We start from the raw sequence: 11406 nt of genomic DNA, 5'->3' as shown, positions 1-11406 counted from the left end.
CTCGCCGGGCGCCGCCGCGCGCGAGGCGATCGCCGAGCTCGGCGACGTGCGCGAGCTGCTGGGCGCGGCGGATGCGGCGGGCACGCCCACCGCGCGCGAGCGCGCGCAGGCCGCCTTCCTGCGCCACCACGTGCGGCCGAAGCCGGGCTTCGTCGTCCGCGTGGTCGTCTCGTCGCTCGTCCTCGCCGCCGGCGTCGCCCTCGGCGCGCTCGGGGCGACGGGAGTCCTCGCGTTGCCGGCGGGCGTGGTCGTCGCCCTGCTGGGCGCCGCATCCGTCGGCCTCGGACTGGTCGTCGGCGACTCGCTCGCGCAGGAGACCACCACGAACCACCCGATGCCCCCGGTCCGGGCGGGCACCTACGGGATCGCAAGCCTTCTGGCCCTGTGCGGGCTCGGCTTCGTCGGCCTCGTCGCCCTCGGGTCGCTGCCGGTCTGGTGCGTCGTCTTCGCCGCGCTCGGCGTGGTCGCATCCGTGATCCTGTTCGCCTTCCTCGGCGCCTCGCAGACCAACCGCCACAAGGCGTGGATGCGGAACGCGTGGCCCCACGAGGTCGGCAACCGCTTCGAGGAGGAGCCGGAGACAGCGGCGAAGTTCGGCATCTACACCGCGGCCATCTGGCTGGTGACGTTCGGGCTCATCGTGGTGCTGGTCTTCACCGTCGGATGGTGGTGGGCGCCGCTCGCGTTCGTGGGGGGACTCGCTCTCATGATGATCGTCCTCGCACGCATGATGTACGGCCCCAGGAAGGGAGCGTGACGGTCATGACCGACATCGCCATCACGGCCACGGACCTCGTCAAGGTGTACCCGGGCCGCGGCCGCCGACGTCCGGTGCGGGCGCTGGACGGTCTGAGCTTCGCGGTGCCCGTCGGGCGTGTGTTCGGACTGCTGGGCCCGAACGGTGCCGGGAAGTCGACGACCACCAAGATCCTCACCACGCTGGCGCGCCCGACGTCCGGTGCGGCGACGGTCGCCGGACACGACGTGCTGCGCCAGGCGGACGCCGTGCGGGCCGCCATCGGATACGTGTCGCAGGGTGCGGGCACCGATCCGCTCCTGACGGCGAGCGAGAACCTCGAGATCGCCGCACGACTGCGCGGCGCGTCCGCTCCCGCGTCCCGCTCGCGCGCCGTCGAGCTGTTGCGCGAGTTCGGCCTGGAAGACGCGGCGCGGCGTCCGGTGAGCACGTTCTCGGGCGGGATGCGCCGCCGGCTCGACGTGGCCGCCGCGCTCGTGCATCGGCCCCGGGTGCTGTTCCTCGACGAGCCGACGACGGGCCTCGACCCGGAGGCGCGCGCCGCGATGTGGGGCGAGATCCGCCGGCTGTCCGCCGAGGAGGCGCTCACCGTGGTGCTCACGACGCACTACATGGAGGAGGCCGATCGGCTCGCCGACGAGATCCTGCTGGTCACCCGGGGCGTGTCCGTGGTGCAAGGCGCTCCCGACGCGCTCAAGGCGGCCCTGCACGGCGACTCCGTGCGGGTCAGGCTCGTGGAGCCGGATGCCGTCGCCGTCCGCGCGGCGATCGCATCCGTTCCGGGGCTGCGTGACGTGCTGGTCGAGGCGTCCGGGGTGGACGGCGTGCTCGCCGCCCGCACCGACGACGCCTCCACGGCGGTCGGCGCCGTCATCTCGGCGCTGGATGCCGCCGGCATCCGGTACGGCCAGGTGGCGGCGTCCCACCCCACCCTCGACGACGCGTACCTGCACTTCGTCGGCCACACGTTCGGCGACCCGGACACGTCGCCGACCGACTCGAAAGGGGCCGCGGCATGACTGCCGTCACTGTTCCGGGGCCCGCCGCGGCGCGCTCCGGCTGGTTCACCCAGACCGGTCAGGTGCTGCGCCGCTGGCTCATCGCCACCTTGCGACAGATGTGGGGACCGGCGATGTCCCTCGTGCAGCCGGTCATCTGGATCGTGCTGTTCGGCACGGTCTTCTCCTCGCTGGGCGCCCTGCCGCAGTTCGGCACCACCGGGTACATCGACTATCTCGTGCCCGGGATCCTGATGATGACGGTGCTGTACTCCGGCGCCTGGGCCGGCACGGGCTACATCGACGACATCCGCTCCGGCGTGATGGACCAGTACCTGACATCGCCGGTCCCGCGCACGGCGATCGTCACGGGCCAGCTCGCGCAGCAGCTCATCGTCGGCGTCGCGCAGTCGCTCGTCGTCCTCGGCATCGGCTGGCTCGCCGGCGCCCGCTACCCGGGCGGTCCGGGCGGGCTGCTCGTGGCGCTCGGGGTCGCGACGGTGCTCGCGATGATCTTCTGCTGCTGCTCGGCCGCGATCGCGCTGACCAGCCGCAGCCAGATCGCGTTGATCAGCCTGTCGCAGCTGATCGTGTTGCCGGCGACATTCCTGTCGACCACGATGATGCCGGCCTCGCTGCTGCCCGACTGGGTGCAGGCGGTCGCCCGTTGGAACCCGATGACCTGGGCGGTCGAGCTCGGCCGCGGCGGGCAGTCCGGGTCGTATCCGGATGCCGCGTGGGGGGAGCTCGGCGGTCTCGTCCTGCTCGCGGCGCTCGCGTTCTTCTGGGCGGTGCGGTCGATCCGCTCCTACCAGCGCTCGATCTAGCCGCCGGTCAGGCCAGCGCGTCGACGATCGGGCGGAACTTCACCCGTGTCTCCAGCAGCTCCGACTCCGGGTCGCTGCCGGCGACGATGCCGGCGCCGGCATACGCGGTCAGCGGCAGCGCGCCGTCGGTGGCGTCCCCGAACTGGGCGCAGCGCAGCGCGATCGCCCACTCGCCGTCGCCGGCCGCGTCGATCCAGCCGACGGGGCCGGCGTAGCGTCCCCGATCGAAGGGCTCGAGGCGCCGGATGACATCCATCGCGGCCGCGGTCGGCGTGCCCGCGACGGCCGCCGTCGGATGCAGGGCGACCACCAGGTCGAGGGCCGAGGCGGCGTCCGCCAGCTCTCCCTCGACATCGGTCGCCAGGTGCCACACGTTCGGCAGCTTCAGCGCGAACGGCGCCTCGCCGGCCGCCAGGGCGCGCGTGTGCGGGGCCAGCGCCGCCAGCACGCTGCGCACCGCGAACTGGTGCTCGTCCTGGTCCTTCGCGCTCGTGGCGAGGGTGAGGGATGCCGCGGTGTCGGCGTCCGGATCGGCGCCGCGCGGGATCGTGCCCGCCAGCACGCGCGCGGTCACGGTGCCGCCGCGCACCGTGACGAGGGTCTCCGGGCTCGCGCCGATCAGGCCGTCGACGGCGAACGCCCACGTGTCCGGATAGTCGGACGCGAGGGTGCGGACGAGCCGGCGCAGGTCGGCGTCCGTCGGCGCCCGACCCGTGAGGTCGCGTGCCATGACGACCTTGCTCACCTCGCCCGTCGCGATCGCCGCGAGCGCGCCGCGCACGGCATCCTGATAGCCGGCCGGCGACTGGGCGCCGGGGCCGAGCGTCGCCGACCAGTGCGGTCCGTAAGGGTGCGGGTGCGGGTGCGGCGGCCAGTCCTCGTCCTCGCGGCGGATGCGGGTGACCCACCCGCGACCGCCGGCGCGGCCGACGATCGTGCGCGGCACCGTCAGGCGCGCGGGAGCGGCCGACGACGGGTCGAACGGCGCGCTGCCGAAGGCGACGAGCCCGGTCCCCGGCAGGCGCACGGCGTCGTCGACCCGGGCGCTCGCCGCGACCCGGCGCCAGGCCTCGCCCGGGTTGAGGCGGTGCCCGGCGAGGGCGTCCTGACGCTCGAACGCGACCACGGCGCCGCGGCCCGCGAAGCCGTCGCCGCGGCGCTGCCAGACCAGGGGAGCAGCGGGGTCGGTGCTCAGGAGGAGATCCTCGACCGGCGCGGTCTCGCGGGTCTCGACGACCAGGCGAGGAGGGGCACTGCTCACCCCACCAGCCTAGACTCGCCCCGTGCCCGCCCAGCCCGATGCCCGCCCCGATCCGGGCCAGCCCGTCACCTTCCGGTGGCGCAAGTGGGACGGCAGTCCGCACTGGGTGCACGAATGCGTCTACCTCGGTCGCGACGACCACGGCGACTGGCTCGGGCAGATGGCCGACTGGCGCAGCGCGCGGCCGGGCCGGGATGCCGTCGCCGAGGTGCCGAACGTCACCCTCGTCCCCGCCGGCGGCGACTTCGCCTGCACCGTCAACGAGGCCGGCCACCGGGTGCGCGTCTACATCGACCTGGGCTGGGACGTGCGGTGGTCGCACACCGTGCCCGACGAGATGACCGGCATCGACATGGACCTGGATGTCGTGAAGGCCACCGACGGCCGGGGCCTGTGGATCGACGACCGCGACGAGTGGGACGAGCACCGCGTCCGCTACGGCTACCCCGAGGACGTGCAGCGCCACCTCGAGCGGCTCGCGACGGACCTCGAGCGCCGCGTCGCCGCCGCCGAGCCGCCGTTCGACGATGCCACGGCCGACGCCTGGCTCGCCCGTCTCGCGCAGACGGCACCGCCTAGGCTGAGCTGGTGACCGACAACCCCCGCCGTGCCGACCTCGACAAGGATCCCGCCCGCGTCTCGGGCATGTTCGACGAGGTCGCCGCCGGCTACGACCGCACCAACACGGTGCTGAGCCTCGGCAACGACCGGCTGTGGCGCATCGCCACCACCCGGGCGGTCGCCCCGCGGCCGGGGCAGCGCATCCTGGACCTCGCGGCCGGCACCGGGACGAGCTCGGCCGCCCTCGCCCGCAGCGGGGCCGAGATCGTCGCCGCCGACTTCTCACCGGGCATGATCGCGGAGGGCGCCCGCCGGCACGGCGGCGTCCCGAACCTCGTCTTCCGGCAGGCCGATGCCACCGCGCTCCCGTTCGACGACGACGAGTTCGACGCGGTCACGATCTCGTTCGGGCTGCGCAACGTGAGCGACCCGCAGCAGGCGCTGCGGGAGATGCTGCGGGTCGCCAAGCCCGGCGGACGACTCGTGGTGTGCGAGTTCTCCCACCCGCAGAACCGCGCCTTCGCGGCGCTCTACCGCTTCTACAACGACCGTGTCCTGCCGGTGATCGCCAGGGGCGTCAGCTCGAACGCCGATGCCTACGACTACCTCAACGAGTCGATCGCGCACTGGCCCGATCAGCGCACGCTGGCCGGCCGCATCCGCGAGGCCGGGTGGACGGACGTCGCCTACCGCGACCTCACGTCCGGCATCGTCGCGCTGCACCGTGCGCGCAAGCCGATCGCCTGAGCCTTCGCCCCATCGGGCCCGTACCTCGCCCAGGTAGGCTGGATGCCGTGACTGCACGCCCTCCCGCGCCCGGCGCGTCCGTGTCGATCCGGCTCGGCCTCGCCGAGCGCGTGTTCGCCGGTCCGGCCTCGCGCCGGCTGCAGCGCACGGTCGAGGAGGGGCTGACGAGGGTCGAGGCGTACCTCGCGGACGAGCTGCACCAGACCGACGCGATCGCGGACGCCGCGAGCCGCTACCTGTTCGAGGCGGGCGGCAAGCGCGTGCGCCCGATGCTCAGCCTGCTGACCGCGCAGCTCGGCGACGGCATCACCGACGAGGTCGTCGCCGGCGCCGCCGCCCTCGAGCTCACCCACCTCGGCTCGCTGTACCACGACGACGTCATGGACGGCGCCGACGTGCGCCGAGGCGTGCCGGCGGCGCACGCGGTCTGGGGCAACAGCATCGCGATCCTCACCGGCGACCTGCTGTTCTCGCGCGCGAGCCAGATCATGTCGAGCCTCGGCGAAGGCGCCATGAAGCTGCAGGCCGACACCTTCGAGCGCCTCGTGCTCGGCCAGATGCACGAGACCGTCGGGCCGGCCGAGGGGGAGGACCGCGTCGCGTTCTACCTGCGGGTGCTCGCCGACAAGACCGGCTCGCTCATCGCCGCCGCCGCGCAGGCGGGGGTCATCTTCTCGAACGCCCCCTACGAGCACCGTGAGCCCGTGCTCGTGTTCGGCGAGAAGGCGGGCGTCGCGTTCCAGCTGCTCGACGACGTCATCGACCTCTCGGCGGACGCCGACGAGACCGGCAAGGTGCCCGGCACCGACCTGCGCGCCGGGGTCCCGACGATGCCGTACCTGCTGCTCGCGCAGCGCCAGGACGCGGCATCCGCCGATCTGCTCGCCCGCATCGACGCCGGCGTGGCACGCATCGCCGACGGCGCCGACCCGGCGACTCTCGACGACCCGCTCGCGGAGCTGCGCGACCACGCCTCGACCGCCCAGACCCTCGACCTCGCGCACGACTGGTCCCGCCAGGCCGTCGCCGCCCTCGCCCCGCTGCCCCGCGGCCCCGTGAAGGAGGCGCTCACGCGCTTCGCCGAGGCCGTCGCCGACCGCAGCAGCTGACCCGCGCCGCTCGCCGGGTGCGGCAGGAAAGGAACACCCATGACCAAGCTCAGGCTCGCCGTCGTCGGCGCCGGCCCCGCCGGCATCTACGCCTCCGACATCCTGTTGCGGGCCGAGCGGGAGTTCGACGTGTCGATCGACCTGTTCGAGCGCCTGCCCGCCCCCTACGGGCTGGTGCGCTACGGCGTCGCCCCCGACCACCCGCGCATCAAGGGCGTCATCACGGCGCTGCGCGAGGTTCTCGACCGGGGCGACATCCGGATCTTCGGCAACGTCGACTTCGGCACCGACATCACCCTCGACGACCTGAAGAAGCACTACCACGCGGTCATCTTCGCGACCGGCGCGATCCTCGACGCCGACCTGGACATCCCGGGCATCGACGCGGCAGGCTCGTTCGGCGCGGCCGACTTCGTCAGCTGGTTCGACGGCCACCCCGACGTGCCCCGCGACTGGACCCTGGACGCCGAGTCGGTCGCCGTGGTCGGCAACGGCAACGTGGCCCTGGACATCTCCCGCATCCTCGCCAAGCATGCGATCGACCTGCTGCCGACCGAGGTGCCCGACAACGTGTACCGGGGACTCGACGCCTCGAAGGTCACCGACGTGCACGTGTTCGGCCGGCGCGGCCCCGCGCAGGTGAAGTTCACGCCGCTCGAGCTGCGCGAGCTCGGCGAGCTGCGCGACGTCGACATGGTCGTCTACGACGAGGACTTCGACTACGACGAGGCGTCGCTGGCCGCGATCGCCAGCAACAAGCAGGTCAAGGTCATCGACCGGGTGCTGCAGGAGTGGCGCACCCGCCCCGGCGTGAACAACGCCGGCGGCACCGCCTCACGCCGGCTGCACCTGCACTTCTGGGCCAGGCCCGTCGAGGTGACCACGGATGCCGAGGGTCGCGTCGCCGCGCTCGTGTACGAGCGCACGCGCCCGGACGCCGAGGGCGGCATCGTCGGCACCGGCGAGCTGCGCGAGGTCCCCATCCAGCAGATCTACCGCGCGGTCGGCTACTTCGGCTCGCCGCTCCCGGGCGTGCCCTTCGACGAGCGGCACGGCGTCATCCCGAACCACGAGGGACAGGTGCTGCACCAGGACTCGAACGAGCGCGTGCCGGGCGTGTACGCGACGGGCTGGATCAAACGCGGCCCGGTGGGACTGATCGGCCACACCAAGTCGGACGCCATGGAGACGATCCAGCACCTCATCAACGACCAGGGCTCGTGGTGGCGGCCGGAGGACTCCTCGCCGGAGTCGATCCCCGCGCTGCTCGCCTCCCGTGGGGTGGCATGGACCGACCTCGACGGCTGGCACCGGCTCGACCAGCACGAGATCGCGCTGGGCGCCCCGCACGAGCGGGCGCGCATCAAGGTCGTCCCGCGTGACGAGATGGTGCGCATCTCCCGCGGCGAGTGAGCGGCGGCATCCGTTTTGCATGACCTCAGCGATTCGCGCAACCTCAGCCGGATTACGCCGGTGCGGCTGAGGTTGTGCGAATCGCCGAGGTTGTGTGGACGACTCCCGGCGTCCCCTGGTCGCCCCGCGAGCGCAGCGAGACGAAACGAGAGCCCCGCCCGCGTAGGCTGACGGCATGCGTGGCGAGTGGACGCCCGACATCCTCGGGGCGGGTTTCACGCAGCGCACGCTCGATCTCGGCGTCGACGAGGATGCCGACCCGCTGGTGGCGACGCTCGTGCGGCACCTGCCGAATCGGGTCACGGCGTGGATGCGGCCGCTGCGCGACGTGGACGTGCTGTACGTGCACGGATGGTCGGACTACTTCTTCCAACGCGATCTCGCGGCCGCCGTCACCGGGCTGGGGGCGCGCTTCTACGCCCTCGACCTGCACCGATACGGCCGCAGTCTGCGGCCCGGCCAGGTGCCCGGGTACGCCGATTCGCTCGACGAATACGACGCCGACATCGCGGCCGCGATCGCCGCGATCGGCCCGCCCCGGGGCCGGCGGCTCGTGCTGCTCGGGCACTCGACCGGCGGGCTGACCCTGACGCTGTGGGCTGCGCGGCATCCCGGCGCCGCCGCCGCGATCGTCCTCAACAGCCCCTGGCTGGAGCTGCAGCTGGGGCCGTTCGCGCGGCAGGCGATCGCCCCGCTCGTCGCGGCGCGGGCCCGGTTCCAGCCGCACGGGTCGCAGCCGGTCGTCGACCTCGGCTTCTACACGCGCGCGCAGCACGAGCTCGGCACGCTGCCCGACGCGCCGGCGGGCTGGCGTCCCGCACGCGGCTTCGGCACCCATCCCGGCTGGTTCAGCGCCGTCATGGCCGGGCACTCGGCGATCGCGGCGGGCGTGGACGTCGGCTGCCCGGCGCTCGTGATGCTCTCGGCACGCTCGACCTCGCCGCTGCGATGGGCGGACACGATGACCTCGACCGACTCGGTGCTCGTCGTCGAGGACATCGCCCGGGCCGCGCTGCGCATCGGGTCGCTCGTGACCGTCGCGCGCATCGACGGCGCGATCCACGACGTGTTCCTCTCGGCCCCCGCGCCGCGGGCGCGCGCCACCGCCGTGCTCGGCGACTGGCTGCGCGGGACGCTGGCTCCTCGCTAGCCGCCGAGCGATGCGAGCAGCTCCGCCGACGGGACGAAGAACGTCGACCCGGTCACGGCGCGCGAGAAGTCCAGGATGCGGTCGTGCAGGCCTGCGGGCTCGCCCACGAACATGCGCTGCAGCATCCGCTCGATCACCCACAGGCGACGGGAGTACCCGATGAAGTACGTGCCGAACTCCGCGGCGCCCGGCGCGCCGAACGGCATGTTGTCGCGCAGGATGTCGTGCTCGCCGTCGGCATCCGTGATCGTGGCGAGGGTCTTGTGCGAGCGTTGGCCGCTGGTGGCGTCGTCGAGCTCGACGTTGTCGAACTTGGTGCGACCGATGACGGCCTCCTGCGCCTCGGCCGTCAGCGCGTTCCACGCGGTCAGGTCGTGCAGGTACTTCTGCACCACCACGTAGCTGCCGCCCGCGAACGCGGCGTCCTCGTCGCCCACCAGGGTGGACGCCGGCACCGCCTGCCCCACCGGGTTGGCCGTCCCGTCGACGAAGCCGAGCAGGTCGCGCACGTCGAAGTAGCGGAATCCGCTGGTCTCGTCCGCGACGCTCACGCTGTCGCCGAGCACGTCGAGCAGCTGCCGCTCGAACTCGAAGCACAGGTCACGGCGATCCGAGCGGATGTGGAAGAGCAGGTCGCCGGGTGTCGCGACCGCCGTGTGCACGGCGCCGCGAACCTCACGGAACGGGTGCAGCTCGGCCGGTCGCGCCCCGCCGACCACGCGGTCCCAGGCCTCGGATCCGATGCCGGCCGTGCAGGCGAAGGCGGCGTCCAGATCGCGGAACGCCACGTTCTTGACGATGTCGTCGATGCCGGCGAGCGTGCTGCGCGCCGTGGCCGCGGCATCCGTCCCCGGACGGATCGTCAGCACGAGGAACGTCGCCGCCTGTGTCAGCGGGGCGTCGACCCGCTGCGGCTCGATCGGGACGCGGCGATCCGCCACGGCGTCAGCGGTAGTTGACGAACTGCAGGTCGACGTCCAGGTCGGCGGCCTTGAGCAGGCGCTGCACCTCCTGCAGGTCGTCGCGGGACTTCGACTGCACGCGCAGCTCGTCGCCCTGGATCTGCGATTTGACCGACTTGGGACCCTCGTCGCGGATGATCTTGCCGATCTTCTTCGCGTTCTCCTGCGAGATGCCCTCCTTGAGGCTCGAGGTGATGCGGTACTCCTTGCCGGATGCGACCGGGTCGCCCGACTCGAGGCTCTTCAGCGAGATGCCGCGTTTGATGAGCTTCGACTGGAACACGTCGAGCACGGCTTTCGCGCGCTCCTCGGTGTTCGCCGTGATGAGGATCGACTCGCCGCTCCACGCGATCGAGGCGCCGGTGCCCTTGAAGTCGTAGCGCTGCTCGACCTCCTTGTGCGCCTGGTTCAGGGCGTTGTCGGCTTCCTGCCGATCGATCTTGCTGACGATGTCGAAGGAGCTGTCGGCCATGCCCGCGATTCTAGACTGAACGGATGCGGCACCTCACCGAGAACGAGATCCGCGCGTGCCTCGTCAACGCGGACGACGCCGAGCGGCGCCAGGCGGCGCTGCCGCACGACTACCTGCTGCTGGACTGGGACCACCTCGACTTCCTCGCCTGGCGCGATCCCGCGCACCGCGGCCGCGGGTACCTCATCGCCGAGCGCGCGGGGCAGCCGGTCGGTGTCGTGCTGCGCGCCGCGCAGGGCACGAGCCGCGCCCGATCCGCGATGTGCAACGTCTGCCACACGATGCAGCCCGCCGACCAGGTGACGCTGTTCACCGCGCACCGCAGCGACGGCAGCGGCTCGAGCGTCGGCACCTACATCTGCGCCGATCTGTCGTGTCACGAGACCGTGCGCCTGGCCGCTCCGCTCGCGCCGAACGAGATCCGGGCGAGCGTCGACCGTCGCATCGACGGCACCCGTCAGCGCGCCGAGGGCTTCGTCGACCGGGTCGTGGCGGGCTGAGCCGTGACCGGCGCGGTGGTGGTGATCGGCGACGCCCTGATCGACGAGCTGCGCGACGACGCCGGGGTGCGGGAGTTCGTGGGCGGGGCCGCGCTGAACGTCGCGGTCGGCCTGTCGCGTCTCGGCCTGCCGACCACGCTCGTCGCGATGATCGGCGACGACGAGCCGGGCGCGCACATCCGCGGGTACCTCGAGGACTACGGGGTGGGCCTGATCGCGTCGCCGTCGCCGGCCGGCACCGCGCGTGCGGTGAGCACCCGCGTCGGCGGCGAGCCGGTCTACGAGTTCAACCGGGCGGCGAGGGGACGCCGCATCCGGTATCAGGATGCCGAGCGCGCCGCGATCGCCGCCGCTGCGGCCACGGTGGTCAGCTGCGTCGCGCTGGACGACACGGACCAGACCGTCGAGCTCGGCGACGCGATCGCCGCCGCAGCCGGCCTGGTCGCGATCGATCCGAACCCGCGGGCGGGCATGCTGCACGACCGCGCCGGGTTCGTGCGGGGATTCGAGCGCCTGGCGGCGTCCGCCGATCTCGTGAAGGTCGGCGACGACGATGCGGCGCTGCTGTACCGCGAGCGGCTCGACGACGTCGCCCGGCGGCTGCGCGCCGCGGGCGCCGGGGCGGTGCTCGCGACCCGCGGTGCGGCCG

At 72.9% G+C, this 11406-nt stretch carries 13 protein-coding genes; 10 read left to right on the top strand and 3 right to left on the bottom strand.

What is annotated here, in order from left to right; genetic code table 11:
- The 3 genes from QM626_RS07365 to QM626_RS07355 all read left to right on the top strand — a co-directional run.
- Positions 1-757, top strand: a 757-nt coding sequence (locus QM626_RS07365; protein WP_415075530.1) for a hypothetical protein, incomplete at its 5' end; no start/stop codon positions are given.
- Between the two features lie 5 nt (positions 758-762).
- The gene (locus QM626_RS07360; protein ID WP_415075528.1) at positions 763-1776 is read left to right on the top strand and encodes an ATP-binding cassette domain-containing protein; all 1014 of its coding nucleotides are present in this window, start codon (positions 763-765) and stop codon (positions 1774-1776) included.
- Positions 1773-2582 carry an ABC transporter permease gene (locus QM626_RS07355; RefSeq protein ID WP_415075526.1) on the top strand — a complete coding sequence of 270 codons (810 nt, stop codon included), beginning with the start codon at positions 1773-1775 and terminating at the stop codon, positions 2580-2582. The genes QM626_RS07360 and QM626_RS07355 overlap by 4 nt, the downstream gene beginning before the upstream one ends.
- Positions 2583-2589: 7 nt before the next feature.
- On the opposite strand, the gene QM626_RS07350 is transcribed toward QM626_RS07355, so the two are convergent.
- On the bottom strand, positions 2590-3843 hold the full coding sequence (locus QM626_RS07350) for an isochorismate synthase (RefSeq protein WP_415075524.1): 1254 nt from the start codon (positions 3841-3843) through the stop codon (positions 2590-2592).
- Between the two features lie 22 nt (positions 3844-3865).
- On the opposite strand from QM626_RS07350, the gene QM626_RS07345 reads away from it, so the two are divergent.
- The 5 genes from QM626_RS07345 (at position 3866) to QM626_RS07325 (ending at position 8823) form a co-directional block, all read left to right on the top strand.
- Positions 3866-4435, top strand: coding sequence for a hypothetical protein (locus QM626_RS07345; RefSeq protein WP_415075522.1), 570 nt, complete (start codon positions 3866-3868; stop codon positions 4433-4435).
- A 53-nt stretch (positions 4436-4488) separates the two neighbouring features.
- The gene (locus QM626_RS07340; RefSeq protein WP_415075532.1) at positions 4489-5151 is read left to right on the top strand and encodes a class I SAM-dependent methyltransferase; all 663 of its coding nucleotides are present in this window, start codon (positions 4489-4491) and stop codon (positions 5149-5151) included.
- 47 nt (positions 5152-5198) lie between these two features.
- The gene (locus tag QM626_RS07335) at positions 5199-6260 is read left to right on the top strand and encodes a polyprenyl synthetase family protein (protein ID WP_415075520.1); all 1062 of its coding nucleotides are present in this window, start codon (positions 5199-5201) and stop codon (positions 6258-6260) included.
- Between the two features lie 39 nt (positions 6261-6299).
- Complete coding sequence (locus QM626_RS07330) at positions 6300-7673, top strand: FAD-dependent oxidoreductase (protein WP_415075518.1); 1374 nt, start codon at positions 6300-6302, stop codon at positions 7671-7673.
- 175 nt (positions 7674-7848) lie between these two features.
- Positions 7849-8823: an alpha/beta hydrolase gene (locus tag QM626_RS07325; RefSeq protein WP_415075516.1), complete on the top strand. Its 975-nt coding sequence runs from the start codon at positions 7849-7851 to the stop codon at positions 8821-8823.
- Here the strand turns inward: QM626_RS07325 and QM626_RS07320 are convergent.
- Together QM626_RS07320 and QM626_RS07315 are read right to left on the bottom strand one after the other, a co-directional pair.
- Positions 8820-9764 carry a Dyp-type peroxidase gene (locus tag QM626_RS07320; RefSeq protein ID WP_415075514.1) on the bottom strand — a complete coding sequence of 315 codons (945 nt, stop codon included), beginning with the start codon at positions 9762-9764 and terminating at the stop codon, positions 8820-8822. The two genes, QM626_RS07325 and QM626_RS07320, sit on opposite strands and share 4 nt — an antisense overlap.
- A gap of 4 nt (positions 9765-9768) precedes the next feature.
- Positions 9769-10257, bottom strand: coding sequence for a YajQ family cyclic di-GMP-binding protein (locus QM626_RS07315; RefSeq protein ID WP_415075512.1), 489 nt, complete (start codon positions 10255-10257; stop codon positions 9769-9771).
- A 23-nt stretch (positions 10258-10280) separates the two neighbouring features.
- On the opposite strand from QM626_RS07315, the gene QM626_RS07310 reads away from it, so the two are divergent.
- Both QM626_RS07310 and QM626_RS07305 read left to right on the top strand, forming a co-directional pair.
- Positions 10281-10757 carry an FBP domain-containing protein gene (locus QM626_RS07310; protein WP_415075510.1) on the top strand — a complete coding sequence of 159 codons (477 nt, stop codon included), beginning with the start codon at positions 10281-10283 and terminating at the stop codon, positions 10755-10757.
- Between the two features lie 3 nt (positions 10758-10760).
- Positions 10761-11406, top strand: a 646-nt coding sequence (locus tag QM626_RS07305; RefSeq protein ID WP_415075508.1) for a PfkB family carbohydrate kinase, incomplete at its 3' end; no start/stop codon positions are given.

This window comes from Microbacterium sp., assembly GCF_047606385.1.
Classification (GTDB): Bacteria; Actinomycetota; Actinomycetes; order Actinomycetales; family Microbacteriaceae; genus Microbacterium.
The sequence above is the reverse complement of the archived record's forward strand: the minus strand, read 5'-3'. Positions and strand labels throughout refer to the sequence as shown.

Excerpts from the sequence above, each read along its gene's own strand:
- QM626_RS07360 (WP_415075528.1), top strand. The coding sequence starts at position 763 with ATGACCGACATCGCCATCACGGCCACGGACCTCGTCAAGGTGTACCCG.
- QM626_RS07355 (WP_415075526.1), top strand. The coding sequence starts at position 1,773 with ATGACTGCCGTCACTGTTCCGGGGCCCGCCGCGGCGCGCTCCGGCTGG.
- QM626_RS07340 (WP_415075532.1), top strand. The coding sequence starts at position 4,489 with ATGTTCGACGAGGTCGCCGCCGGCTACGACCGCACCAACACGGTGCTG.
- QM626_RS07330 (WP_415075518.1), top strand. The coding sequence starts at position 6,300 with ATGACCAAGCTCAGGCTCGCCGTCGTCGGCGCCGGCCCCGCCGGCATC.
- QM626_RS07325 (WP_415075516.1), top strand. The coding sequence starts at position 7,849 with ATGCGTGGCGAGTGGACGCCCGACATCCTCGGGGCGGGTTTCACGCAG.
- QM626_RS07315 (WP_415075512.1), bottom strand. The coding sequence starts at position 10,257 with ATGGCCGACAGCTCCTTCGACATCGTCAGCAAGATCGATCGGCAGGAA.
- QM626_RS07310 (WP_415075510.1), top strand. The coding sequence starts at position 10,281 with ATGCGGCACCTCACCGAGAACGAGATCCGCGCGTGCCTCGTCAACGCG.